At 59.9% G+C, this 25,610-nt stretch carries 20 protein-coding genes and 3 pseudogenes; 20 read left to right on the top strand and 3 right to left on the bottom strand.

The features are described 5' to 3' along the window. Positions 1 to 55 precede the first annotated feature (55 nt). Positions 56 to 1,051, bottom strand: coding sequence for an alpha/beta hydrolase (locus tag EU800_RS22160; protein ID WP_165354799.1), 996 nt, complete (start codon positions 1,049 to 1,051; stop codon positions 56 to 58). A gap of 279 nt (positions 1,052 to 1,330) precedes the next feature. Between EU800_RS22160 and EU800_RS27655 the strand changes: the two are divergent. Then, a pseudogene (locus EU800_RS27655) lies at positions 1,331 to 1,746 on the top strand (transposase); the annotation flags it as partial. Positions 1,747 to 1,952: 206 nt separating this feature from the next. Then, positions 1,953 to 2,975: a mechanosensitive ion channel family protein gene (locus EU800_RS22150; RefSeq protein WP_165354798.1), complete on the top strand. Its 1,023-nt coding sequence runs from the start codon at positions 1,953 to 1,955 to the stop codon at positions 2,973 to 2,975. 138 nt (positions 2,976 to 3,113) lie between these two features. Here EU800_RS22150 and EU800_RS22145 read toward each other — a convergent pair whose 3' ends face one another. After that, positions 3,114 to 4,181: an AraC family transcriptional regulator gene (locus tag EU800_RS22145; RefSeq protein ID WP_242500678.1), complete on the bottom strand. Its 1,068-nt coding sequence runs from the start codon at positions 4,179 to 4,181 to the stop codon at positions 3,114 to 3,116. 208 nt (positions 4,182 to 4,389) lie between these two features. Between EU800_RS22145 and EU800_RS22140 the strand changes: the two genes are divergently transcribed. From EU800_RS22140 to EU800_RS22065, 18 genes and pseudogenes are all read left to right on the top strand, one after another. Continuing rightward, positions 4,390 to 5,910 carry an amidohydrolase family protein gene (locus EU800_RS22140; protein WP_242500677.1) on the top strand — a complete coding sequence of 507 codons (1,521 nt, stop codon included), beginning with the start codon at positions 4,390 to 4,392 and terminating at the stop codon, positions 5,908 to 5,910. Between the two features lie 28 nt (positions 5,911 to 5,938). Then, positions 5,939 to 7,375, top strand: a complete 1,437-nt coding sequence (locus EU800_RS22135) for a serine hydrolase (protein ID WP_165354797.1) — start codon at positions 5,939 to 5,941, stop codon at positions 7,373 to 7,375. A gap of 91 nt (positions 7,376 to 7,466) precedes the next feature. Then, the gene (locus tag EU800_RS22130) at positions 7,467 to 8,837 is read left to right on the top strand and encodes a serine hydrolase (RefSeq protein ID WP_129635688.1); all 1,371 of its coding nucleotides are present in this window, start codon (positions 7,467 to 7,469) and stop codon (positions 8,835 to 8,837) included. 70 nt (positions 8,838 to 8,907) lie between these two features. Further along, positions 8,908 to 9,150, top strand: a complete 243-nt coding sequence (locus tag EU800_RS22125) for a hypothetical protein (RefSeq protein ID WP_129635687.1) — start codon at positions 8,908 to 8,910, stop codon at positions 9,148 to 9,150. A 31-nt stretch (positions 9,151 to 9,181) separates the two neighbouring features. Further along, on the top strand, positions 9,182 to 9,847 hold the full coding sequence (locus EU800_RS22120) for a DUF3299 domain-containing protein (RefSeq protein ID WP_165354796.1): 666 nt from the start codon (positions 9,182 to 9,184) through the stop codon (positions 9,845 to 9,847). Between the two features lie 162 nt (positions 9,848 to 10,009). After that, positions 10,010 to 11,635, top strand: a complete 1,626-nt coding sequence (locus EU800_RS22115) for an aminoacylase (RefSeq protein ID WP_242500676.1) — start codon at positions 10,010 to 10,012, stop codon at positions 11,633 to 11,635. Positions 11,636 to 11,666: 31 nt separating this feature from the next. Next, positions 11,667 to 11,798 carry a hypothetical protein gene (locus EU800_RS28980; RefSeq protein ID WP_256369785.1) on the top strand — a complete coding sequence of 44 codons (132 nt, stop codon included), beginning with the start codon at positions 11,667 to 11,669 and terminating at the stop codon, positions 11,796 to 11,798. Further along, a complete protein-coding gene (gene bla, locus EU800_RS22110) occupies positions 11,795 to 12,793 on the top strand; it encodes a class A beta-lactamase (RefSeq protein ID WP_129635685.1) in 999 nt (332 codons plus the stop codon). The genes EU800_RS28980 and bla overlap by 4 nt, the downstream gene beginning before the upstream one ends. A 142-nt stretch (positions 12,794 to 12,935) precedes the next feature. Beyond that, entirely contained in the window at positions 12,936 to 14,423 is a 1,488-nt protein-coding gene (locus EU800_RS22105; RefSeq protein WP_207209967.1) for a serine hydrolase, read from the top strand. Positions 14,424 to 14,535: 112 nt separating this feature from the next. Further along, a complete protein-coding gene (locus EU800_RS22100; protein ID WP_242500675.1) occupies positions 14,536 to 15,864 on the top strand; it encodes an amidohydrolase family protein in 1,329 nt (442 codons plus the stop codon). Positions 15,865 to 15,919: 55 nt separating this feature from the next. Beyond that, on the top strand, positions 15,920 to 16,849 hold the full coding sequence (locus tag EU800_RS22095) for a hypothetical protein (protein ID WP_129635684.1): 930 nt from the start codon (positions 15,920 to 15,922) through the stop codon (positions 16,847 to 16,849). 49 nt (positions 16,850 to 16,898) lie between these two features. Continuing rightward, complete coding sequence (locus EU800_RS22090) at positions 16,899 to 18,227, top strand: amidohydrolase family protein (RefSeq protein WP_129635683.1); 1,329 nt, start codon at positions 16,899 to 16,901, stop codon at positions 18,225 to 18,227. A 72-nt stretch (positions 18,228 to 18,299) separates the two neighbouring features. After that, positions 18,300 to 19,934 carry a M81 family metallopeptidase gene (locus EU800_RS22085; protein ID WP_165354795.1) on the top strand — a complete coding sequence of 545 codons (1,635 nt, stop codon included), beginning with the start codon at positions 18,300 to 18,302 and terminating at the stop codon, positions 19,932 to 19,934. Positions 19,935 to 20,132: 198 nt separating this feature from the next. Beyond that, a complete protein-coding gene (locus tag EU800_RS22080; protein WP_129635681.1) occupies positions 20,133 to 20,819 on the top strand; it encodes an ABC transporter ATP-binding protein in 687 nt (228 codons plus the stop codon). Beyond that, the gene (locus EU800_RS22075; RefSeq protein WP_242500674.1) at positions 20,819 to 22,195 is read left to right on the top strand and encodes an ABC transporter permease; all 1,377 of its coding nucleotides are present in this window, start codon (positions 20,819 to 20,821) and stop codon (positions 22,193 to 22,195) included. Before EU800_RS22080 ends, EU800_RS22075 begins: the two co-directional genes overlap by 1 nt. Before the next feature lie 20 nt (positions 22,196 to 22,215). After that, on the top strand, positions 22,216 to 22,872 hold the full coding sequence (locus EU800_RS22070; protein WP_242500673.1) for a DUF3299 domain-containing protein: 657 nt from the start codon (positions 22,216 to 22,218) through the stop codon (positions 22,870 to 22,872). Positions 22,873 to 23,226: 354 nt separating this feature from the next. Continuing rightward, positions 23,227 to 23,328: pseudogene (locus EU800_RS27650) on the top strand (IS6 family transposase); the annotation flags it as partial. 498 nt (positions 23,329 to 23,826) lie between these two features. Continuing rightward, positions 23,827 to 24,534 carry an IS6 family transposase gene (locus EU800_RS22065; RefSeq protein WP_129635679.1) on the top strand — a complete coding sequence of 236 codons (708 nt, stop codon included), beginning with the start codon at positions 23,827 to 23,829 and terminating at the stop codon, positions 24,532 to 24,534. Positions 24,535 to 24,588: 54 nt separating this feature from the next. Here EU800_RS22065 and EU800_RS27645 read toward each other — a convergent pair. Continuing rightward, positions 24,589 to 25,395: pseudogene (locus EU800_RS27645) on the bottom strand (IS110 family transposase); the annotation flags it as partial. Positions 25,396 to 25,610 lie beyond the last annotated feature (215 nt).

The following is a 25,610-nucleotide window of genomic DNA, read 5'->3' as shown; positions in this document are numbered from 1 at the left end:
TCTCCCCCAGAGCCAACTTCAAGAAGAACCGCGCCGCTGCTCTCGCCGAGTGGCGTCAACTTGGTGCGGCATAAGGGACAGCGGTCCTGCCCTTGCGTAGACTGGTTCGAATCTGTCTGACACCACCCGCATCGATGTCACCGACCCTTGGACGTCGCGCAATCAAACCCGACAACCTCAGAGCTCGGTCGTCGCTCGAAATCAGAACAAAGAAGCCGCGGCTCTCCGGGGGGATGGAACTTACTTGCGCTGCGAAGAGTTCGTAGTCGATATCTGGAGCGGCAAGAACCACACTCGCGAGCTTGCCGGTCGAATCGAACAGGTTTAGTTGGCTGCCGCCTCGAATGGCCTCCATCGCGAGCAAGTTGCCCATGGAGTGCGCTACGATGTCGACCTTGTCGAAGGACGAGCGCCCGAGCGCGCTCGCGACGTATGAGATCGCGTCCCGCGCAATAAGCGCGCTGTTGATGTCGTAGACATAGCTCGTGATCCGCGCATCGGACGCCCAGGAAAATAGGAGAGGCACCCCGCTGTACTCCGTGTCCTCGACGAATTGCGCCAGCCGGAGGATTGCCTCGCTGAGCGTGGTATTGAAGCCATGTATCCACATCAGGGCATCGCGCTGTCCGCGTGGGCGCGAACGCGCGTCGGCCCCCACAACCGACCTGAACCCGGCTTCGTCCAGTATCTGCGGGTCCTTTATGACGAAGTGTCTTTCCGGATCTGGAGGTAGACTCCGAGGCAGTTCGAGCTGACCAATGACATGGTTCGGAGGAATGTGGACATTCACCGTGGCGAAGTTGATACGCGGGCTTCTTTCGCCTGAGAAGAAGACAGTGGGATCCGTAGCGGGCGCGCGAACAGTCGCGATGTAGATCGTATGGCTTCGCCCCGCGACCTCGCTCGCAGGTCCCACACCAACAAAGTGCCGCGGCGCAGAGCAGGCCGTCGCGGCGCTCGCCGCCAGGGATGCGAGGAGCGCCCGCCGCGTGAATCCTGCCGGACTGCGCGATACCTGAAGCTCACTTCGGGCATCCTTGCTGTCGACCAACACGGCATCCTCTCGCTTGCTCATTTCTCTAGATCTCAGAGTTCGCAACTGGCGGCATAACACCTGCGCCGATCTGGGGAGTGGCCTGCCCCAGTCAGGTGGTCTGGCCTCAGTCTCATTTCATCGCCAGGTTGGACCTTGCCCTGTCTTTGGTTCGGGCTTCATGCAACCTTCCGGGCTGGTTTCAATTGGGCCGCAAAGACGCTCTGCGTCAAGTTTCCGAGCGCCGAGTGCGGCAGCTTAACTTGTCGCAGGTTATCATGCCAGTCGCGGCTCGCGGGGCCCCTGCATCAGCTGGTCGACAGCACCGGTGTCATGTTTGAAGTTAAGGGCGAGAGGAAGGCGCGCAAGCATGGTGGTCCGAAGCGGCGCCTCTGACACAAGATCCACATCGTTGTCGACGAGAAGACACTGGAAATTCGCGCCGACAACTTCATTACGAAGGATGTCGGGGACGTGCGGAATCTGCCCGAGGTGCCTGACCGGATTTCGCCCGAACAGGAGATCACCACGGTCACCGACGACGGCGCTTCCGACAGGCGCAAGCGCCATTACTCCGCTGCGGCTCGAGGCGCCGCGGCGATCATACGGCGCCGCAGGAACGTCATGCCGTGGATGTCTGCGCTGCCGGAGCGATCTCACGAAACGAAGCCCTTCCAGCATCAAGGGGCTTGGGGCGGGCCACCTGGCGACGATAGTGCGGGTATCCCAGACAGACCTTTCGGCGACGGGGTGCGGCAGATACCATCGCAGCGTGTCTGACTTAGCTTGCCCAGGCTGAATTCTAGGACCATCGAATGATTGACCTTGATTGCCGGGAACGACGACGCTCACCCAGACCAAATTCGGATCGAGGTGTGGTTGCCAGAGCGTCGACCCGCCAATGAATGGAGGTATCATCTTGGCTGACGCCACATTGGCCACCGCGACGGACGAAACTCTCCTGAAAGTGGCACTGCCCATCGTCCTGTTCGCTCTTTGGACCCTCGCCGTCCGCCTGCGCATGCTGCGTGGAGTCTTGGGGAAGTACCCGTTTACGAGGGCGATCATCGAGATTGGGTTGGTGCTAGCCGGTGCTTGGAGTCTGGGAACCGCAGCCGAAGTCCTGCGCGATACCTTCTTGTCGGATCAAATGCTTGCCCAGCCGGGAATGTTGGTCAGGCTGGCAATGTATCTTGCCGTTTCCTTCAGCGTCGCGAGGCTTGTGGAGGCAGCGGCCGTCTCACGTGAGCGCCATGGGGAAGTCGATGGCCTCACGCGGCTTTCCCGCACCTTTCTGTATGGGGTCTGTCTCCTAGCAGGCCTGCTCGTCTTCTTCGCCGCGAACGATTTTCCGCGGCTGACGGTGATCGCTGGCGGGTTTGCCGCGGTGCTCGCCTTCGCGCTGCGGCAGACGCTCACAGACGTCGTCGCAGGAGTAGCACTCGGCATCGAGCGCCCTTTCCGACGCCGCGATTGGGTGATGCTGGAGGACGGTACCGTCGCTCAGGTGATCGACATGGATTGGCGGGCGACGCATCTTCGCGGCTGGGATCGCGCGATCTTCCTCGTTCCGAATGCGCAGTTGGCACGTCAAGGTTTGCGGGTTCTTCCCAAGCCTGGCGAGCTCTACGCGGAAACCTACACAATCCTTGTTTCCGGTGACGAAGACCCGGAGCGCGTGAAGTCCCTTCTGGAGGAGGCGGCGCGGGAATCTGAGGCCCTTCTGACCCGTCCAGCACCCGTGATCCGGTTGGCCGACGCCTCGTCACTCCCCTACCGCTATTCGCTGTGGGTGCACTTCGACGGCTACATGGCGAGCTTTGCCGGGCGTGAGGAGCTTTTTTCAAACATCCACAAGGCTTTAAGCGAGGCGGGCTTGCAGGTAACGGCCGAGGTTCAGGATGTTCGGGTCGAGCGCAAGCGCTCTGACAGTCGTCCCTGATGCCGTGGCGCCGTTCGCTGCTTCTGTGACCCCCAGGATATCCTCCACCTGATGCGAAAGTCCGGGTGGGCTAGAGGACCGGACGGCGAAGTGCCATGAAGGGTACGATCGGTGCATCACTGCGTTAGGGCTCGTCCTTTACGGTTCGTTGCCGGTACTGGACCCGGATCCTTTATCCACAACTTGGACATCCTGATCCGATTCGGATTCGGCCCGAAATCCTGTCGGCGTCTTGCCGGTCCATCGTCTGAACGCCCTGTCGAGGGCGGCCGGGCCGGAGAGGCCTACCTGAAGGGCGATTTGCGAGATGGGTAGCGTTGTGTTCGACAGGAGGTCTTCGCTGACGCTCTGGCGCACGTCGTCCTTCATCTGGCTGAAGGAGGTGCCCGTTGCCAGCAAGATGCGCTGTACACGACGTGGATGCAGGCCACAGATTGCGGCAAATACATCAAGATTCAGATCTTGGTGAGCGATGTTATCCGCAAGCACGGTGCGAAAATAGGAAAGGGTTGCTTCGCTGGCGCCGCCGGGCGCGAGTTCCCCTCGTGGCGCTTCCACCAGGTCCCAGTCCAGCGCGAATGGCGCCCAAAGCCATTGCGGCGGAAACGAAATCCGCAAGCCGTTGATTCCGGATGTGATAAACGCCTGTTTCGGCAGAAACCCCGGCGGAAGACCTGCGGTGGTCGGCACAGTAACGACGATGTCATTGGGGTCAAAAGTGCCACCGATACCCTGTCTGATCACGGTCACGTAGAATGCGACGCCGACTGCGTCCAACTGTCTTGATGGCTTCGACACATTGATCGTGCGCTGAATCTCCAGGCTTGCAGTGTCGGGTGAGACCAATACGGAATACCGGACATTATCAACTTGTTTCGAAACCTCCACCACCACCCGGGAGAGGAAATCTCCCAAGGTGAGCGCACGGCTCGCCGCGTCCCGCAGCCCGGGCGTCCCCTTCCTCGCGGTTTCGATCGCCACCTTTGCGCCAAAATACGGGTCGCCGAGAGTTTCGGCCATGTCCTCCATGGCAGCATAACAGGCGCTCGCCTCAACCAGCATTGCAGGATCGGTCAGCGCGCCGAGCGGAATCCTGTTGCGGGCAAGCAAAGCTTCGGTATCGCCGCCGCGCGAGGCGAATGCCTTGGCGAGCGGGAACAAAACCAACATTGCTCGGGTAAATTTCGGGGCAGATCGCTTGCTCATCCGGACTCTTCCCTCAGCTTTCAGGCGTTAACCCCAGAGGACCGGATTGTGCCACCGCTGGCATGAGATGCAAAGACCTGACCTCACGGGCATGGTAGCCTTCAGCCTACGTACGAAGAGATTCTGGCGACGCGTGCTCGGCGCCCGTGACCTCTGTAAACGCGGGAGCCTGAAAATGCTACGAACAAGGACCTTGGGAGCCGCCACGATGGTGGCCCTGCTGTCGGCGACCACGGCGCTGGCGAATGACATCGTCATCACCGGCGGGCGGGTGATCGACCCCGAAACCGGTCTTGATGCCATTCGCAACGTCGCCATCGAGGGCGACAGGATCGTGGCGATCAGCGAATTCCCGCTGGCGGGTGATGTGGTGATCGACGTCACGGGCCACGTTGTGTCGCCGGGCTTCATCGACCTGCATTCCCATGGCCAGAACATCGGCGACTACCGGATGCAGGTGATCCAGGGCGTCACCACGGCGCTGGAGCTTGAATCCGGCATTGTGCCGGTCAGCGACTGGTATGAGGATCAGGCCACGAAGAAGCTGCCGATGAACTATGGCGCGTCCGCAGGCTGGACCCACAGCCGGATTGCGACCTTCAGCGATACCGATCCATTGGCCACGGCGGCGTTTTTCACGGATGCGCAGGGCCGCACCGACTGGAAGCAGGACATCGCCAGCCCGGAACAATCCGAGCGCATCATGTCTCTGCTCGAACAGGGCCTCAAGGACGGTGCGCTCGGTATCGGCGTCAACGCCGGCTATGCGCCGGGTTTTGGACACAAAGAGTATTACGCGCTGGCCGAACTGGCCAAGAAATACAATGTCCCGACCTATACCCATGTGCGGTATGCCAGCAACACCGAGCCGCAAAGCTCGTTCGAGGCGATCCAGGAGCTGATCAGCCTCGCCGCCATCACAGGTGCGCACATGCATCTGTGCCACATCAATTCGACCTCGCTGTCGGACATCAAGGCCACGATGGCGCTGGTGGAAAAGGCGCAGGCCCAGGGCATCAACGTCACGACCGAAGCCTATCCTTACGGCGCAGCCAGCACCGTGGTCGGCGCGGCCATGTTCAGCGGCCCGGATTGGCGCGACCGGATGGATTCGACCGCCAACAACTTCCAGCTTGGCGCGGATCGGATGACCGAGGACGAACTGGCTGATTATCAGGCCAACAAGCCTGGCACCTTCATCGTCTGGCATTTCCTGGACGAGGAAGATCCCGCGGCCCTGTCGCTGCTGGACGTTTCGGTGACCAATCCCGCGACAGCGATCGCCTCGGATTCCGTGCTCTGGTCCTATTTCGATGAAAACGGCAACATTCTGCTATACGAAGGCGATGAATGGCCGTTGCCCGACAATGTGTTCAGCCATCCGCGGTCAACAGGCACGTATACCAAGATCCTGCGGTCCTATGTGCGCGAACGCGGGGTATTGTCGCTGTCCGAAGCGATCCGCAAGATGTCGCTGCTGCCCGCGCAGACACTGGAAGACAGCGTGCCGCAAATGCGCACCAAGGGTCGGCTTCAAGTGGGCATGGACGCTGATATCGTCGTCTTCGATCCCGCCACGGTGGCCGACCTGGCCACCTTCGAGAACGCCAATCGACCGACCGTGGGCGTGCAAACCGTGATCGTGAACGGCGGCTTCTCGGTGCGCGACGGCGAGCTGGTGCTGGACGCTCCCAATGGCAGGGCGATCCGTAATGTCGTTGCAGACTGAAAACACAGATTCACTCGGGAATTCATGCATGGTTAAAAAATCTGCTGGGATCGAACAGGACAAAGACAACGTCGCTTCGAAGGGTGTTTCCCGGCGCAGCTTCATGGCGCGTGGGGTTGCCGTCGGAGCGGCGGCGAGTGCCGTCGGGCTCGGGCTGACACCCCAGCCTGCCCCAGCACAGACGAGCGGGCCAGTCCGCGCCGGCGCATCGGGTTTTGAGCCGCTTGAAGTCGACAGCCCGATGGCGAAATGGAAAAAGCCCCAATCTCTGGAATTCGTCGAAAAGGCGACCAAGAATTACAGTTTTCCCAATTGGCAGTCCGGCAGCGAAGATTCCATCTACTTCAACCTCAATATCCCTGAGTTCTTCAAATGCTCTTATATCGCTCCCCCCAAGGAATTCTCGAAGCTTGAACGCGCGATTGATCCGTCGATCCTGGATCTGGCCTATACGTCCGTTGACGGCACACCCACACCGCCGCTGAAGGAATACCTGGTCGGCAAGCGTCAGGTTCAGGCGATGATGATGGCGCACAAGGGCAAAGTGGTTTTCGAGGTTTATCCGGGAATGAACCCCACGGATATTCATATCTGGATGTCGGCATCCAAGCCAACCGTGGGTCTGCTTGTCGCGATGCTCGCCGATGAGGGCAAGATCGATCTGGATGCACCCGTCCCGACCTATGTGCCCGAGATCAGGGGGTCGGCATGGGAGCAGGCCACGGTCCGCAACGTGATGAACATGTCCTCCGGCCTTGATATCGAGGAAACCATCGAGAACTTGCTGAATCCGGACTCCTGGATCGCCAAATGGTTTACGGCCGGTTTTGAGCTGAACAAGGGCGATTTCCGTGAAATGTCGAAGAACGCCCAAGCTCTGCCCGATGAGCCTGCAGGCTCGCATTTCCGGTATTCCGGCGCAAATACCCAGACGCTGGTGTTGCTGACGCAATTTGTTACCGGAGAGCGGTGGCAGACCACGTGGAACGAACGTGTCTGGTCAAAAATCGGGGCGAAGAACGCCTTCATCACCGCCCTTGCGCCGGATGGAACGCCCTTGTGCGCCGGAATGCACAACACCACGCCGGAAGACTTGTTGCGCTACACGATGATTTACACACCCAGCTGGAACGTGGTGTCGGATGAGCAGATCATCTCGGACAGGTTGCTGAAAAGCATCCAGACCATGGGCAATCCCGAGGCCTACAAAGGCTCGACCGAAGAGCAATACGGCACGGACTGGTTCGGCGAAGTCCCTGACTACAACTCAGCCCAGTGGGACCATGTCTTCAACGACGGCGCCATGTTCAAGCACGGGAACATGGGGCAGGGCATCTATGTCGATCCCTCCCGCGATTTCTGCGGCATGTATTTCGGATTGGCGCCCAACCCGGATGAAATCTCGGGAGTCGATCATTCACCGGGATTTCTGCGCAACGCTGCGAAAATGCTGGCCGGTGGATAAGCGCCCGACGACCTCGGCGAGCTACCGGATAGGGCAATCCGCAACCTGGTTATGGGGCGAGACTGGTCTGGTGATAAAAAGGAGAATCTGAATGAAACACCTATTGTCGATCCCCGCAACTGTGTGTGCGGCAATCTTGGTTACCGGGGCCTGGGCACAAGACAATCCGCCCGAGATCGAGGAAGCGCTGGCGGTCGAGGGCGCGCGCGTCACCCTGCCGGTGAGTGCGGCGATCACCAAGGACGTCTTTACCCCGGAATGGGTCCGTGCCGCGCGCGCGAACTGGAACAACTTCCATTTCCAGATGGGCGGTGACCACGCGCTTTATTATGCGATGCACCTGGAAGAGTTCATCCCCTCGTCCGAAGCTTCGCCCAACATTGCCTACAAACCGCTTCAGCGGGAGATCCTCCCTGAGCTGCGGTATATCGTACAGCCCACGGCACAGGGTGACCTGACGCTGGAAGAATACATGAACCACCCGATCTACCGGGCGCAGGCCATGGTCATGGTGCACAAGGGCAAGGTGGTCTACGAAAGTTATCCAGGCATGCGCCCGACCGACCGCCACCTGACGGCCTCGACCGGCAAGATCACCGTTGGCGTCGTGCTGATGCAGATGCTTGCAGAGGGCAAGATCGATCCGGACAAGCCGATCACGGACTATGTTCCGGAATTGGCCGGCACCGTCTGGGACGACGTCGCGACCTACGACGTGGCGAACATGACCACCGGCCTCGATAACGAGGAAACTATCCAGGCGATCCTGTTGCCAGATTCACCGGTCACGCGGTTCCTCGCCTCCACCGTGGGCAGCCCGCGCGCCACCACCGGCGTGGTCGAGGACTGGGTCGATGTGGCCCGCGACCAGGAGAAGCTGGAGGGCGAGGATCCGGGCAAGGTGATGCGCTATGCGTCGCTCAACACGACCGTACTGACCCGGATGATCGAGAACATCGAACGAAAGCCCTTTACCGAGGTTTTCGAGGAACGGGTCTGGTCGAAGCTCTATGCCCGGCAATCGATGATGTTCGGTCTTGCGCCGAACGGCACTGCCCTGCCGGTGGGCATTGCCATGGCCAACCCCGAGGACTACGCGAAGTTCGGGGTGATGTTCACGCCAAGCTGGCACGAGGTTTCGTCCGAGCGGGTCGTCACCGAGGAGATGATGAAGATCCTCTATGACAACATCGACAAGGAGCGATACGCGAAGGGCGCGAAGCTGGCGACGTCCGAAGCGGACTTCAACGATCCTGCGTCAGGCAACGCACTCCAGTTCGATTACATCTGGGACGACGGGGCGATCGCCAAGAGCGGCAACCTCAGCCAGATGATCTACATCGACCCGGCGCGTGATTTTGTCAGCGTGTTCTTTTCGACGACCCCGTTCGTCGGAGGCTACGGCGAGTTCAAGGCCGGGGCCTATCAGCGCGCCGCAGCCAAGTTGCTCGCCGGCGAATGAGACTGTCGGCGGATCACGTTCTGGCTATGCTCCGCCGCCGCACTCCTTTACGCGACAGGAGACCCAGACGATGACCCGCCTCAAGTTCACCGCCTTAGCGGCGATGGCCACTCTGACCCTAGCCGTACAGATGCCCCCGGCTGCCGCGCAGGATGCCGACCCGCAAGTGACGCTGTTTTCCGGCGTCAACGTGTTCGACGGCGAAAACAAGCCACGCTTCGTGCCGGTCTCGTTAGAAGCGTGGAATGCCGAATTCTCGACCGGGATGCCCAGTGACTTCACGGGCGCCTTCCCCGCGGACGGTGGCAACTGATCATGACGCATCCAAGCAAAGAGGCGGAAACATGCGGTTTTTGATCTCTGTCTTTGTGGCGGCCTTATTGGCCGCCACTCAAGTCACGGCAGAGCCGGAATCTGTCGAGTTCTCCGACCTGGCTGATCCGTTGGCGGTGGCCTTTGACGACCCCTACGCAGCCATCGGGGTCGACATGATGAACGAACTGAAACGGTTGGTTCAGTCGGACGAGAAGCTCGCCAGCACTGATCTTGATGAGCAGACACGCACGCGTCTGGAAGCCCGCCGCTCCGCCGCGCGGGAAGTGCTTGAAGCGAACGGTCACGATGTGGAAGCGCTGCTTGAGCAGCGCTGGGACGTCGCCAGGAAGCGGCAGATCGCCCGCATGGCCACGAACCCCATTTTCGACGGCGTCGAGGTCTCGATCTCGGGCTATATCATCCCTGCACCACCAGACGCGGATGGCAGCGGGTTCGGCTATCTGGTGCCGCAGGTCGGAATGTGCAGCCACCTTCCGCCGCCACCGCCAAACCAACTCGTCAGGGTCAGACTACGCGCGGATCAGCAGGTAGAATCCTTGTATCTGCCGGTTCAGGTGTCGGGGCTGCTGCGCGTCGAGCCAAGCGACGAGACCATATTCGTCCTCGATGGAATGTCGCGCATGCTGAGTGGCTGGACCCTCGACGCCGAAACCGTCGATTTGCCAGAGGGTTGAGGTGGGAATAGTCGGACCTTTCCCCAGTATCGAGAAAGCTTGTGGCGGCGCCGGGCTGCGCCGCCTCTGTGCCGGAAGGCCAATATCTGATGGTGCATTCAAGATGGTCGCCAGCCTCGTGCCAATGCAATGAATAGAAGTAAAATACAAGCGGAGACACCGATGAAGAAGCAAAGACATCTCCTGGCCGGGACCCTCTTGATGAGTGTCGTCTGTGCCGTTCCGGCTTTGGCGCAAGACTATGATCTGGTGATCAACAACGGCAGGGTCATGGACCCTGAAACGCTGTTCGACGATATCGCCAATGTCGGCGTGAAGGACGGGCGCATCGTTGCGATCAGCAAGGACCCGCTGACGGGTGCCGAGACGGTGGATGCGACCGGCCATATCGTGGCGCCGGGTTTCATCGACACCCATTTTCATTGGCAGACGCCAATCGGCTACCGGGTCGGCTTGCGCGACGGGTTGACCAGCAGCATGGATTTCGAGGCAGGCTGTGCGGGATCATATATTGCGGCCTGGTACGAGGCGCGTGCCGGTGTGTCCCACGCCAATTATGGCTGCGCGGTCAGCCACGAACTGGCCCGCGCGGTGGTGCTCGACGGGGCAGAGGGCGATTTCCTCGTAAACGGTCCCATTGCCGCGTTGGAAACCCGCAAGAAATCGGGCTGGAGCGTGACGCGCCCGACCCTGGAACAGGGCAACGCGATTCTCGAAGAGATCGACAAGGGTCTGCAGGCGGGTGCACCCGGCATTGGCAGCACCGTGGGCTATATGCGGGAGGGCGTCTCTTCCCGCGAGATGTTCGAGGTGCAGAAGGTTGGCGCCCGTTATGGCCGCCCGACTGGCGCACATACACGCTACACGCTTGGCACCGACACGACCGAGAACAACGGTGCACAGGAACTCGTCGCCAATGCCCTGACACTGGGTGCCCCGGCGATCGTTCTTCACTTCAACAACCCCGGCTGGCGGCTTGCCCAGCAAATGATTGTTGGGCTTCAGGAACAGGGCCACAACATCTGGGGGGAAATCTATCCCTACGCTGCGGGGTCCACCACGTTGAATGCGTCGTTCCTGCAGCCGGACAGCTGGGTCGAGCAGTTGGGCAACCGCTATGAGGATACCGTGCTGGATCCGGTCACGAACGAGTACTACACCCTGGAGACGTTCAAGACCGACATGGCCGCCAATCCGACCAAGCCGATCGTCGTGTTCAAGATGCCCGCCGAAGATGCGCCGAAATGGCTGACGCTGAAGGGCGTCACCGTGGCCAGCGACGCGCTTCCGCCTGAACCGTATTTCGGCCCGTGGGATATCCCGCTGGACCAGCTCGGCAACACCCACCCCCGCGCGGCGGGCACCCGGGGCATCACGATCCGTTTCGGTCGGGAACACAACATCCCTATGATGCAGCTGATCTCGATCCTCAGCTATAACGCGGCCAAGCATCTGGGGGATACGGGCCTGAAGGCGATGCAGGAACGCGGTCGCATCCAGAGCGGCATGGTCGCCGATATCGTGGTCTTTGACCCCGAAACCTTCACAGACAATTCGACCTACGAGAAGGGTGCCGTCCCTTCGACGGGCATGAAGGCCGTGATCGTCAACGGTCAGGTCGCGTTGCGTGACGACAAGGTGCTTCCTGTTTTCGCCGGTCAGCCGATCCGGTTTGACCCCGAAGACACGCCGCGCTTCGTGCCGGTCTCGGTAGAAGCGTGGAATGCCGAATTCTCGACCGGGATGCCCAGTGACTTCACCGCCCTCCCCGCGGACGGTGGCAACTGATCGCGACACATCCAAGCGAGGAGACGGGATCATGCTGTTCTTGATCTCCGACTCCTGGCTGCCCTTCGCCCGGGTCTTGCGCGCAGGCTGCGCTTTCCGGGTTCTCAATTCCGAACGGGACAATCCCGAAATCGATCTGACCGACAGGAGATATCTGAAATGAAACTTCGCAACACCATCATGGCCCTTGCGGTTTCCGCGGCGGCGACCTTCGCCCCGGCATACGCCCAGACATCCGACGGGCAGTCCGTTGGGGCCGCAATCGAGCGGGCCGCGGCGGGGCTTGCCGGGCGCATCGGTTCTGCGGCGCAGGAAATCGGCGGCGACCAGGTCATCGCGTTCAATGGCGATGAATCCTTCCCCATGGCCAGCACCTACAAGGTTGCGATCGCCACTGCAATTATGGACCGCGTCGACCGGGGGGAACTGAGCCTCGACCAGATGGTCGACATCACACCCGACATGATGATGATCGGCGACGCCGCGCTGAGCGACACCTTCGTGCATCCCGGGGTCCAGCTTTCGGTGGCGAACCTGATGGAGATCATGATCACCGAGAGCGACAACACGGCGACCGACACCTTGATCGGGCTGGCTGGCGGAGCCGCGGCAGTGACCGAAAATCTGCGCAGGCTCGGGATCACCGATTTCAGGGTCGATCGGACGACCGGCGAGATCATCGGCGAATTCTATGGCCTGCCGGGACCTGCCACGATGAAAGTCGCCGCGGAGGCCTTCAAGACCAACCCGGAGCTTGCAACGATCGTCAGTGACCGCAATCTGGACTTCGAGGCGGATCCCCGCGACCACGCAACGCCCCTTGCGATGCTGCAACTCCTGCTTGCCATCGATAGCGGCACGGCGATGAGCGCCGAGAGCCGCGACTTCCTGATTGATGTCATGTCGCGCACGCGCACCGGCGCTGGCCGGCTCAAGGGGCTGCTGCCGAGGGGAACGCCCGTGGCGCACAAGACCGGAACCATCGGGGGAGTGGCCAATGACGTCGGTTATATCACGCTTCCCGACGGTCGTCGGTTTGCCATCGCCGTGTTCACCAAGAGCAGCGAGACATCCGAGGCGGACAGGGACCGGGCCATTGCCGAAATCGCCCGGTCGCTCTTCGATTACTACTATGTCGGACATATGGCTCAGCAGTAGACGGGGAAACTTCGCCATGCAGTCTCTGCCAGTGCGATCCTGCCCCGCGACGACAGAACTGTCCGCGAAGAACCATCGTTATCCCGTCAGGAGAAATCCGGTGAAGTCTCCAATGCAAAGGAAAAACCCAGTGAAGAACCGAATGAAACCCCTAGCTGCCCTGCTTGTTTCGTCGCTTCTGTGCGTCACACCGGCACTCGCACAGCAGGTCATGACACAGGAAGAGGGCCAGGCGACCTTTGATGCGGTCCTCGCCGAAGCCTCTGAACTGATCAAGGAACTGAAAATCCCGGGACTTGGTATCGGGATCATCCATGGGCCCAACGCCTACGGCGCTGGCCTCGGTGTCACGAACGTAACCACCGGAGAGCCCGTTACTACTGATACGCAATTCCAAATCGGCTCGGTGACAAAAACCTTCCTTTCGACAATGGCCATGAAGCTGTCCGAACAGGGCGATCTGGATTTGAACGCGCGTGTCGTCGACATCCTGCCGTGGTTCAGGGTTGCGGATCCCGACGCCACGTCGAAAGCGCGGGTCGTCGACCTGTTCCACCATCACGCTGGCTGGTATGGCGACCATGGGTTCCTTCCTGTTCCTCCGGGCGGGTCGATCAGCGAGAAGGTCATGCTCCAGGCGGCTTACGTCGAGCAGATCTATCCGTTCGGTCAAACCTGGATGTACAACAACACCAGCATCACCTTCGCGACCCATGTGGTGTCGCATGTCGGCGGAAAGCCGATCGAGGACCTGATCGAAGAGAACCTGTTGACTCCGCTCGGCATGGAGTCGACATCCTTCAATTACGACCCCACCCCGCCGGCCAAAGATTACGCATGGGGTCATCCGCCGATCTACGGGGAAGGCAGCATCAGCGATCTCAAGCCGTACTACATTCCGTTGATCAGAGAGTCCGCAGCCTCCGGCGGAATCCGGTCGACGGTTACCGACATGCTGAAATACGCCCGCTTTCAGCTGGACGGCAAGGACGCCGCCGGGAACCAGCTGCTGTCCATGGAATCGCTGGACTATGCCCATGCTCCGGCAGTCGACGCTTCGGCCGGCGAGTTCACCGGACTGACATGGTTCGTCCATGACTACGACGGCGTCACCAGCCCCTTCCACGGGGGAAATTGGCCCGGCACGCGGTCTTTTCTCAAGCTGATCCCGGAACACGACTTTGCCGTGGTGATCATGGTCCACAGCGATCGCGGAGTCGAAGCCTACAGCAAAATTGCGGACAAAATGGTCAAAGCCTTCACGGGAATCGAGGCCGACTCTCCCGTCGCAGCGGGCGTTGATCCGGCTGTGCTCGATCCCTTCGTCGGCGTCTTCAAGGGCAATTCGCAAAACATCGAGATCCGCAAAGAGGGCGACGAATATGTGTTTGTGCAGTTCTCCGCATTGACCAGCGGAGCGGATCCCGCGCCTGCCAATGTGGCCAACACGGCCGAGGGCTATTTCATCATCACCGAAGGCCCGAACGAGGGCGCCCTTGGTGAATTGCTCGAAGATCCGTCTGGCGAACTCAACTTCGTGCGGTTCAACCACCGGATCTTCATTCGGGGCGAAGGGGCGGTCGATGAATTCGACCTCTCCGGGTCTGTGTTCGATAAACCAGCTGAGTAAGAGCCACGAATTCGGTGGAGGGGCGATCCCGCACAGCGCAGATCGAACTCTTCACCGAACGCGCTGCATCGACAACGGGAGACGTCCAATGCGGAAACCAAACCCGAAGACCTTGACCGCGGCGCTTGCCGTCGCTTTCAGCGTCGCCCTGCCGGCGGGCGCCCAAGACGCCTCCGGGCCGATCCTGTTCACGAACGTCAACGTCTTTGACGGCGTCAACGAAGCCTTGATCGAAAACGCCAATGTCGTGGTCACGGATAACCTGATTACCGCAGTGTCGACCGAACCGTTGGCGATCGCGGGTGGCACGGTCATCGACGGGGGCGGTCGCACGATGATGCCGGGCATGATCGACGTGCACTGGCACACCTACTTCGCGAATTTGTCGGTGGGACAGCTGCTGAACACCACCGACATGGGTGACATTACAATTGCCGGATTGCTGGGCAACGAACAGGTGCTGATGCGCGGCTTCACGACCGTCCGCGACATCGGGGGCAACCCGTTCGCGGTGAAGAAAGCCATTGATGCCGGACACTTCCCCGGTCCCCGCATGTTGGTGGCCGGACCGCCGCTGGGCCAAACCGGCGGCCACTTTGATCTGTATGCCTATAACGACGTGCCGCGCGATCCAACGGCCCCGCTGCCCTACCTGGAGCGGAACGGGGTTGTCGCGATTGCGGACGGGGTCCCGGACGTGACGCGCAAGGCGCGTGAAATCCTGCGGATGGGCGCCCACCACATCAAGATCGCGGGCGGCGGCGGCGTGACCTCGATTTATGATCCGCTGGACGTCACCCAGTATTCGCTTGAAGAGATGCAGGCGATCGTCGGCGTGGCGGAGAACTGGAACACCTATGTCGCCGCGCACATCTTTACCGACAAGGCCATCCAGAGAGCGGTCAAGGCAGGGGTCAAGACGATCGAGCACGGCAATCTGATCATGGAGGAAGAGACCCTCCAGATGATGAAGGACAACGGCGTCTGGCTGAGCGCGCAGCCGCTCATCGACGACGAGGACAGGCTGGTATTCGACAATCCCACGAGCACCGCGAAGTGGATCGAAGCCACCGACGGAACCGGCCGGAATTACGAGGCCGCCAAGGCGATGGGCGTGAAGATCGCCTTCGGCACCGACATGCTGTTCGATCCTGCGGCCGCGTCGAAGCAGGGCGAGATGGTGACCAAGCTGATCAACTGGTTCACGCCCTACGAGGCGCTGAAGATGGTGACCTCGGACAACGCCGAGCTTCTGATGCTGAGCGGTCCGCGTCACCCGTATCAGGAAGGCCCGCTCGGCGTGATCGCTGAGGGCGCCTATGCCGACCTGATCCTCGTCGACGGCAATCCGCTGGAGAACCTCGACCTTGTCGGGGATGCAGAAGCCAACTTCGACCTGATCATGAAGGACGGCGTGATCTACAAGAATACCATCGATTGATCATTTCCTTGAGGCGTTTAGCCAAAAATGCCTGCAGCGACGAAGGAATGGACGCATGTTCAAGAACGCATCTCTACCGATCTCATTCGGCCTTTTGGTCATGGCAAGTGCGGTCTGCGCACAGGAATCGAATACACCGATCCTTGCGCAGATCGCCGAGGAAGGTCAGAGCGATGGCCCAGACGTGCGGGACCAGGCGTCCGCCGCCCCCAATGAAAAGTCTGCAGAGGACCTCGCCAGGGAACTGTCCAATCCGAACTCGCCCTTGGCTTCCCTGACATTCAAGCAGACCTACACAAGCTTTGATGGAGACCTGCCCGGCGCGGGCGATCAATCCAGCAATGTATCGTTGTTCCAGCCCGTTTTCCCGTTTCCATTGGGCGACAGCGGCGACACCAACCTGTTCATACGTCCTGCTTTTGCCTATGTCTGGCGGCAACCGGTTTATGATCCCGTCACGAGCAAATTCAGCAACAAGAGCGGCTGGGCGGATGTCGGCTTTGACGTGGCGGTGGGACGTACGCTTGATGACGGGCTGGTGGTCGTCGGTGGTGTCCAAGGTACAATCCCGACCAACACCGACGTGTCTGGCGGGCAATGGCGACTCGGACCCGAGTTCGTCGTCGCCAAGATCGGCCAGAAAGGGTTTTGGGCCGCCTTCCCGTCTCATCAATGGGATATTGGCGGTGACAATTACGACTACTCCACCAGTGGTTTGGAACTTTTCGGGGGAATCTATCTTCCGAATGCCTGGACGATATCCACCGACTCCAAGTGGAGCTATGACTGGGTAAATGATCAGGCGACGATACCGATCAACCTTACAGTCAGAAAGGTGGTAAAATTCGGGAAGCTCCCTCTCTCGTTTCAAGCGGGCATCGACTACTACGTCGAGTCAAATGATGACTTCGGACAGGACTGGGCAATAAACTTCAGTGTAGCTCCGGTTGTCCCGAACTTCATCTATAACGCAATTCGCCGCTGATGCGGAAATTTCAGATCATACCCCCGAGACACGAAGAAAGGACCTCGCCATGAAACCACTCGCCATAACTCTTGCAACTATTGGGTGGTGTTCCGTCGCCGTTGCGCAGGACGATCCTGCGCGCACTCTGTTCACCAACGTGCATGTGTTTGATGGCGTAAGTGCCGAGCGGATCGAGAACGCCAATGTGCTGGTCGAGGACAACCTGATCGCTGCGATCTCCACCGACCCGATCGCGGCGGAAGGCACAAACGTGATCGACGGAGGCGGTCGCACGCTGATGCCGGGCCTGTCCGACACACATACCCATCTGGCCTATTCCTCTATCTCTCAGATGCGAATGCTGACGGGTCACGCTTCCTATGGCTACATCCGCGCGACCGTGGACGCCGAAGGCATGTTGATGCGTGGCATCACAAGCGTTCGGGATATGGGCGGCAATGTCTTCGGCCTGAAGAGCGCCATTGACGAAGGCCTTATTCCCGGCCCGAGGATCTATACGCCGGGGGCTTTGATCGGCCAGACCGCCGGGCATTTCGACTTCCGGTTCGGCAACGAGCCCCATGTTCAATTCGGCGGCACGACGCCCGATTGGGAAAGGCAGGGCCATGCCTATAATGTGGATGGCGTGGATCAGGTGCTCGCAGCAGTGCGCGAAAACCTGAAAAACGGCGCATCCCATATCAAACTGGCGATCGGCGGCGGATACGCGTCCCCTGCGGACCCTCTTCTGGGCAATCAGTTCACCTTTGATGAAATCAAGGCGGCCGTGGATACGTCTGGCGATTGGGGCACCTATGTCACCGTTCACGGGTATCACCCTTCCGCCATTAACCGGGCGATTGACGCGGGAATCAAGGACGTTGGACACGGCCAGCTCCTTGATGACGCGACCTTGCAGCGGATGTCCGACGAAGGCGTTTTCCTAAGTACCCAGCCCTTCACAGTCTGCAGCGAGCCGCAGTTGGATGATTTCTCGAACTCCAAGCTTGCGCTGGTCTGTCAGGGTACAGAACGGGTTTACAAAGCCATCAAGAATTTTCCCGATCTGAAGGTTACATTCGGCACCGACCTGTTCTTCCTTGCCGAAGAGGAACTCGCCAAACAAACGCAGCAGATGGAACGTCTCTTGCCCTGGTTCGAACCTGTCGAGATTCTTCGGATGGCGACAAGCACTGCGGGCGAGTTGTTCGAGCTGAGCGGCGATATGCGCAACCCCTATCAGGAAGGCACTCTTGGCACGGTTGCAGTGGGCGGTTACGCTGACCTTCTGCTGGTCGACGGCAATCCGCTTGAAGACCTCAAAGCGGTAACCAACGTCGAAAACCTGAAAATCATCATGAAGGACGGTGTGATCTACAAGAACACCATCGAGTGACCTTTTTGCTACGGGCGTTTGGCCAAAATGCCTGCAGCATTTTTTGAGGTTTCTGGGAGAACAGGACGATACATGAAACGTAGAACATTCAATACTCTGGCGGCCTCTGCCGGTATCGCCGCAATATCGTCACCTTCGCTTGGGTCAACGAAAAAAAGCGGAAAACTACGAGTCTGTTGTGTCGGATTCTTTCATGAAACAAACACCTACCTCACCGAAGGCATGGGCGAAACCACGCTGGACAACATGCGTATTTTTCGGGGTGATGAAATCAAGGCACTCAGAGGAACAGCCTTGGGCGGTGCAGTAGATGTGTGTGAGGAAAACGGCTGGGATTTGCTCCCGGGTCTCATATACGGACCAGATTCGAGCTTTGGTCTGGTGAATGCGCAATTCTGGAGTGATGCGAAGAAAGAAATGCTCGACACGCTTAAAGCACAGATGCCATTGGACATCGTTTACCTCGCTCTGCACGGTGCAGGAGTTGTCGACAAAACGCCCGATCTTGAAGGAGATCTGGCGGAATCCGTCCGAGAACTTGTGGGAAAGGACACGATGATCGTCTGGTCCGGCGACCTGCATGGCAAGATCACGGACAAAATGAAGAACAATATGAATTTCTTCAGTGCCTGCAAAAAATATCCTCATCTGGATATGAATGAAGCTGCACGTGATGCAATGTATCGTGCCGCTGCGATCCTGGCAGGAGAGTCGGATCCCACCCCGGCCTATCGCAAGTTGCCGCTGATGATGCCGCTCAGTAACACCGAAGAGGAAGGCATTTTCGGAAATCAGCTCAAAGAAAAGTGTATTGAGATCGAAAACCGTCCCGGTGTTCTCAATTGCTCTGTCATGCATGGTTTCCCATACCAGGACACCGATTTTTGCGGCGTGTACCCGATGGTCACCACCGAAAAGAACGCTCAGCTGGCGCAAGAACTGGTGGACGAACTGTCGCAGTGGATATGGGATCACAGGGAAGAGGCCTTTTATCCACTGAATGATTTGGACACAACCATGAACAGTGTACTGGCCATGCTCGACAGAGACGGCCGCTACGAACGCAAACAGCCGACGAAGGGCGATATCATCGATCATACCCCGATTGTGATTGGGGACGCTGCGGATAATCCCGGTGGTGGGGCGGGCGGCTCGGGGACGCACCTGCTGCGGGCCCTTTTGGAAACAGAAGGCTTGGGTAAAGTCGCCTTCATTTCCATACACGATCCGGAAACCGCACAGGCCGCAGTCGCTGCCGGTGTCGGAGCGACAATCGATGTGAACCTCGGGGGCAAGTTTGAGCCAATTGCAGGCGAACCAATTAAAACCAAGGCCTATGTGAAGTCAATTTCGGATGGCTACGAGTTCGTTCGCGGGGGGACCGCTTACGGTATCCCTTACACGTTTGGTCCCTCAGTTAGGCTGGTCATCGCGGATACGGTGGATGTCATCGTCATATCCGGCCTGGTCCAGGCCTATGACGATTCACAAGCGAGGCCACATGGCATCGCCATCCAGGAATATGACGTCATAGGTGTCAAAAGCGGGAATCACTTCCGAGCGTTCTATGAAAATTTCACTGACAAGGTGCTGATCGTTGATGTTCCCGGAGCCACCAGTCGCGACATTACTCTTTTTGAGCACACGCAGTTGACGGAGCCCATCTACCCTCTCGACAAGAGCACAACGTTTACCGTTGCGAATTAGTAAGAATCTACAAATACACGCTGCCAAAGGATACTGTTTCATAATGCTTCGAGCCGGCGTTGTTGATCAACTTAAGGCGGAGATGACCTGTCTTAATGGGGCTTCTACCCTTGGCTCTAGCTGCTTCATACATGTTGTCGGGTTTTGGCCCATTGGACCAAGCGGGGTGTGTCAAGGTAGCCGGGTTGAGTGTATCGAATGAGGGCGTTGCTCGTCCAAAACCTGATTTTCAATTGGCCAGGCTCTGAGAATTCGACGCTGCGCATACCAAACCTGTCGCTTGCTCAGGGGGAGCGGGTTTTCTTGTTTGGCCCCAGCGGCAGCGGAAAATCCACACTGCTCTCGGCTATCGGAGGCGTGGTGGATGTTTCACCGGGGGCAATCCTGGTCGCTGACAAGGATGTAGGCGCGGTAAATGGGGGTGCGCGGGACCGGTTCCGGGTGGATCACATCGGCATGATCTTTCAGGTGTTCAATCTCGTTCCATGGCTGAGCGCGCTCGAGAACGTCCTTCTTCCCTGCACATTCTCGCAGCGTCGCCGCGCGCGTGCCGGCGACGATCCCGCGGGAACGGCCCGGCGTCTGCTTGACGAATTGGGTCTGTCCGATCCTGCGCTGGCATCGAAGCAGGCCCACGAGCTCAGTGTCGGGCAACAACAGCGGGTTGCCGCCGCGCGTGCGTTGATCGGCAAGCCGGACCTGATCCTGGCGGACGAGCCGACCTCGGCACTCGATGAGGCGGCCAAGGCGGCCTTCGTCGACCTGCTGGCGCGGGAATGCGCCGAAGCGGGCGCCGCTCTGCTCTTTGTCAGTCACGACCGCAGCCTGGAGCGTCATTTCGACCGCGGTGTCGACTTCCTCACCCTGAACCGGAGCGCCGCCTGATGCTGGGGTTCAGCCTGCGCAGCCTGTGGAACCGCCAGTTCGTCGCCGGTCTGACCGTGCTGGCCATCAGCCTCAGCGTCGCGCTGATCCTCGGTGTCGAGCGGCTGAGGGACGGCGCGCGCGACAGCTTTGCCAACTCCGCGTCTGGGATCGACCTGATTGTGGCGCCGCGCGGCAATTCCGTTCAGATCCTGATGGCCACCGTTTTCGGCGTTGGCGGCACCGGAACAGGCATGACATGGGAGAGCTTCGAGTGGTTGGAAGATCGGCCCGAGGTGGCCTGGGCAGTCCCGATCCAGATGGGCGACAATCATCGCGGCTATCCGGTGATCGGGACAGATGCTTCGTATTTCGAGCACTTCCGGCACTCCGGCGGTCAGCCGCTCTCTCTGGCGGCTGGCACGTTCTTTACCGGCGATGGGGCGGATGCCGCCGTGATCGGGGCTGAGGTCGCGGCGCGGTTCGGTTATGCCCCCGGTGCGGTGATCGTCAACGCCCATGGCTCCGGCGAGGTCTCGTTCGACCTGCACGACGACGCGCCCTTCACCATCTCGGGCGTGCTCGCGCCGACCGGTACCGCAGTTGATCGGATGGTCTTCGTTACGCTCGAAGGCTTCGACACCCTTCATGCGCAGGAAGACGCGCCGCTGTCCGACCCCCTGGACTCGACCGCCACGCCCGCCAACGGTCATGGTGAGGATGACGCGCACGACGACCATGACGCGCACGACGCCCGTGACGCGCATGGCGACTATGAGGCGCATGAAGACCACGAAGATCATGGCGAATACGAAGGCACGGAGGTCGGACACGGTCACGAACCGGACCGGATCAATGCCGTCTACGTTGGGCTGATAGATCGGACGAATGTCCTCGGTCTGCAGCGGGCCGTCAACGAACGCCCCACCGACGCCCTGAGCGCCGTCCTCCCGGCGGTCGCTCTGGCCGAGCTCTGGGGGATCACCGGGACAGCGGAGCGCGCGATGCGACTGATGGCGTGGGCCGTGGCTTTGGCAGGAATGATCGGCATGGTGGTCATGCTCTCTGCAACCCTCGACACCCGCCGCCGTGAATTCGCGATCCTGCGGTCTGTCGGCGCGACACCGGCACGCATCTTCGGCCTGATTGTGACCGAAGCCGCCATTCTCACAGCCGCGGGGCTGATGCTGGGCCTTGTTCTGCTTACGGTGGCCACGTTTGTGACCGACCCGATCCTTTCTGCCCGCTTCGGTCTGCGATTGGGATTGAATGTCTTCGGGGCGCGCGAACTGGTCACCCTTTTCGTCATCTTCTGCGCAGGGCTTCTCGCCTCGCTTGTCCCGGCAGTCCGGGTCTATCGCATGACGCTGGCCGACGGGCTGTCGGTTCGGCTATGATAAATCAAGGGGATTTCTCCATGACCATGTTCGCCCGTCTCGTCTTGATGCTCTCGCTTGCCGTTCCTCCGGGGCTGGCGCAGGCGGCTGACCCTCAGGAGATCTCCTGGGATACGCTCGCGCCCCCAGCCGCCGTGATCGAGAACCCGTTCGAGACCCTCACCGACGACCAGATGGACAGCCTCCGTCAGATCCTGCGGTTTGAGGCCCAGGCCGAGCGGAGCGATGACGCCGAGGCAAGCAGCAAGGCGCAAGCGTTACGCGAACAACTGGCCAAGGACGGCCTCAATGTCGACGGGTTGTTCGCCGCGCGTCTGGCGATCATGGAGAAGCGTGAAGCCGCGGCCTCGGCGGTGAACGAGGACCTCGTCGGCACGAGTGTGCGCCTGCCCGGATATGTGCTGCCCCTGCAATTCAAGGACCGCAAGGCCGTCGAGTTCCTTCTCGTGCCGACGGTCGGGGCCTGCATCCACACCCCTCCGCCGCCCGCCAACCAGATCGTCCATGTCGTTTATCCGGAGGGGATAGAGGTCAATGGACTCTTCACCCCCGTTTGGATCACCGGAACCATGGTGGCTCAGAGTTCGGTTCAGGACGTCGGATATGTCGACGGACAGGCCCCGGTTTCTGTCAGCTATACGATGCAGCCGGTGCTGGTCGAGGTGTACGGCGGATGAACGCCGATGGATGGGACCGATCGGTATCTCGGTATGGCGGACTACACGTGGAGGCGAAAGCGTCGCATCCACGAGACCTCGGATTGAGATGGGTCGGAAGCTGCCCTCCCAAGAAAGCATTATGCGGTGCCAGACGAGTTCGTCCAAAACACCCGCTGTCTGAGAGGGAGCCTTCTAAATTACATAAAATCAATAGCTTAAGAGTGGGAGAGCGTTGGGCGTCAGGCCTATGCCTTCCGCCAGCCAGTCTACAAACCCGTCTCAACATTTACTCCGGCATCGCAAGCCCCGGTAACTGGGCCAGTTTTCTGGTACTTCCCCTATTTGCCCGCTGTTGTGGCGGAGAAGATATAAGTGCGCTTCCGGCTGTACCTCCGGAATGTCGAGGACCTCCTGCACAAACGCGGCGTCGACATTAGCCAAGAGAGGGTCCGCATTTGGGGGGACAGACTTGGCCTCGAATGCAGGCCAGTTCCGCGAGGGGCGTGGGCCGAGCTCGGTTCCTCGAAGGCAAGAAGGGGGAAGGAATGGCGCATTTCAACCAGGAGTCACCTGGCTTGAGCGTGCCTTACACGCTTTCTATGAGGACGGGCGGCAAATCAGCGTCCCTTTGCTTTGCGCTATTCCTATTCATATCTTCCGCTTGCGCCGCATCGGCACAGGATCTTGTCGGGGATGGCTTCACGACCCCAAACAGCGTCCCGGGGACCCTGGCTTCAACGGCCGAACGTCAAGGCGCCGGTCGGTTGGAGGGCTACAGCGCTTGGAAGCAGCAGCTCGAGGACCGGACCGGCCTGTCATTCGGTTTCGACTTTCAGGCTCAGTATCTCGGCACGGACTCCGATCGCACCCCGTCCGATGCTGCAAGCGGCGTCTTTCGCCTATACGGCACCTGGAGGTGGTGTCAGAAGAACGTGGCTTGAGATGGGGCAGGGGGCTGAGTAGCGTCGCCGGATGACTAAACGCAAACCGTTCAAATACTTCAAGACCAGCCCTGAGATCATCCGCCTGGCGGTGATGCTCTACGTGCGCTTCCCTTTGTCGCTCAGGAATGTCGAGGATCTGCTGCACGAGCGCGGCATCGACATCAGCCATGAATCCGTTCGGTTCTGGTGGAACAGGTTCGGACCGATGTTCGCCTCCGAGATCCGCATGAAACGCGCCGAGCGGCTGCGTTCCGGGCCGCAATGGTATTGGCATCTCGACGAAATGTTCGTGAAGATCAACGGTGAACGGCACTACTTGTGGCGGGCCGTCGACCAAGAGGGCGAGGTCCTCGAAAGCTATGTGACGAAGACACGCGACAAGAAGGCCGCATTGAAATTCTTGAAGAAAACAATGAAACGCTATGGTCGGCCGCACGTCTTCGTCACCGACAAGCTGCGGTCCTACAGTGCTGCGCTACGGGAGGTCGGCGCGGTGGACCGGCAGGAAACTGGGCGCTGGCTCAACAATCGGGCGGAGAACTCGCACCTGCCATTCCGACGACGAGAACGGGCGATGCAACGGTTCCGGCGGATGCGAAGTTTACAGATGTTCGCATCCGTCCACGCCTCGGTCTTCAACCATTTCAACTCGGAGCGCAGCTTCTCCCCCAGAGCCAACTTCAAGAAGAACCGCGCCGCTGCTCTCGCCGAGTGGCGTCAACTTGGTGCGGCATAAGGGACAGCGGTCCTGCCCTTGCGTAGACTGGTTCGAATCTGTCTGACACCACCGCCCCGACCAATCGATTTCTCCTGACTGATGGCGGCGCGGTGTCAGCCCGAGAAAAGCTCCGATATTGGCGACCTTGGTGAACCTGCCTGGATCATCAACGAGGCCGATGAAACTTAGCGCGACAATCGGGCCGACGCCCGGGATCGTCATGAGCCGCCGTGAAACGGGAGTTTTTCGCGCGATGGATCGCAGTTCGGCATCGAGTGCTGCAGTCGCGGTACAGAGCGTTTCGTGGGTGTCGATGAAACCACCCATGACGCGCGCGAGCATCGGATCAGTCTGAGTGACGGCCGCCAGCTGGTCCCGGAACCCCTGACGCATGTGCCCCTTGTTGATCGCGCTCAGGCGGATGCCGAAGGTCTTGAGAACGCCCCGGACATGAGCCTCCAGGTCTCTGCGCAATTGAACGAGCCGTTCGCGAGACCCAATCAACATGCGCAGGCGATCCGCCGCCTCGCTGCGAACGTGAACCTCGGCAAACCAGCCTGTACGCGCCAGTTGGGCCAAGCCCTCGGCGTCGGTGGTGTCCGATTTGTTCAGCCGCGCCGACAATGCACGGTGCGCCTGTCGTGCGTCGATGCAAATGGCAGGAAGCCCGAGCCGCACCAGCCCCCTCTGCAGCCAGATCGACAGTTGCCCGCTTTCATGCACGATCCGTTCCGGCATGAGCCTGTTCTCGGCAAGAAACTGGGAAACTGCCTCGGGGCAGGTCGGCACTGAACCACGCGCCAAAACCTTGCCATCCCCATCCATGACGCAGATCGAAATCCCTTTGAGAGACACGTCGAGCCCGGCATATTGTTTCATGGTCATTCTCCTCGCGGATGATTGCTTGTGGGGCCAATGGTATCGGACCTCGTTCACCTCAGGAGAGCGACCGCCGCAATCACACCATGTCATTTGTCCGGCCTTTATGCGCGGCACCATTGACCGCTGGCCTTGATGAAGTCCGCGTGCCGGGTCCCGATCAGACCAGCGAGCTTCGAAGCCCTGACACCACCTCGGGGTGTCCCAGCAGCGGA

The organism is Tropicimonas sp. IMCC6043 (assembly GCF_004146235.1).
In the GTDB taxonomy this organism is placed as follows: Bacteria; Pseudomonadota; Alphaproteobacteria; order Rhodobacterales; family Rhodobacteraceae; genus Tropicimonas.
Note: the sequence above shows the minus strand (reverse complement) of the source record. Positions and strands in the feature narration are given on the sequence as shown.

Coding starts and splice junctions, on each gene's coding strand:
- EU800_RS22135 (WP_165354797.1), top strand. CDS start 5,939: ATGGTTAAAAAATCTGCTGGGATCGAACAGGACAAAGACAACGTCGCT.
- EU800_RS22105 (WP_207209967.1), top strand. CDS start 12,936: ATGAAACCCCTAGCTGCCCTGCTTGTTTCGTCGCTTCTGTGCGTCACA.
- EU800_RS22095 (WP_129635684.1), top strand. CDS start 15,920: ATGTTCAAGAACGCATCTCTACCGATCTCATTCGGCCTTTTGGTCATG.
- EU800_RS22125 (WP_129635687.1), top strand. CDS start 8,908: ATGACCCGCCTCAAGTTCACCGCCTTAGCGGCGATGGCCACTCTGACC.
- bla (WP_129635685.1), top strand. CDS start 11,795: ATGAAACTTCGCAACACCATCATGGCCCTTGCGGTTTCCGCGGCGGCG.
- EU800_RS22075 (WP_242500674.1), top strand. CDS start 20,819: ATGCTGGGGTTCAGCCTGCGCAGCCTGTGGAACCGCCAGTTCGTCGCC.
- EU800_RS22145 (WP_242500678.1), bottom strand. CDS start 4,181: ATGAGCAAGCGATCTGCCCCGAAATTTACCCGAGCAATGTTGGTTTTG.
- EU800_RS22080 (WP_129635681.1), top strand. CDS start 20,133: ATGAGGGCGTTGCTCGTCCAAAACCTGATTTTCAATTGGCCAGGCTCT.
- EU800_RS22140 (WP_242500677.1), top strand. CDS start 4,390: ATGGTGGCCCTGCTGTCGGCGACCACGGCGCTGGCGAATGACATCGTC.
- EU800_RS22090 (WP_129635683.1), top strand. CDS start 16,899: ATGAAACCACTCGCCATAACTCTTGCAACTATTGGGTGGTGTTCCGTC.
- EU800_RS22115 (WP_242500676.1), top strand. CDS start 10,010: ATGAAGAAGCAAAGACATCTCCTGGCCGGGACCCTCTTGATGAGTGTC.
- EU800_RS22065 (WP_129635679.1), top strand. CDS start 23,827: ATGACTAAACGCAAACCGTTCAAATACTTCAAGACCAGCCCTGAGATC.
- EU800_RS22120 (WP_165354796.1), top strand. CDS start 9,182: ATGCGGTTTTTGATCTCTGTCTTTGTGGCGGCCTTATTGGCCGCCACT.
- EU800_RS22085 (WP_165354795.1), top strand. CDS start 18,300: ATGAAACGTAGAACATTCAATACTCTGGCGGCCTCTGCCGGTATCGCC.
- EU800_RS28980 (WP_256369785.1), top strand. CDS start 11,667: ATGCTGTTCTTGATCTCCGACTCCTGGCTGCCCTTCGCCCGGGTCTTG.
- EU800_RS22130 (WP_129635688.1), top strand. CDS start 7,467: ATGAAACACCTATTGTCGATCCCCGCAACTGTGTGTGCGGCAATCTTG.
- EU800_RS22070 (WP_242500673.1), top strand. CDS start 22,216: ATGACCATGTTCGCCCGTCTCGTCTTGATGCTCTCGCTTGCCGTTCCT.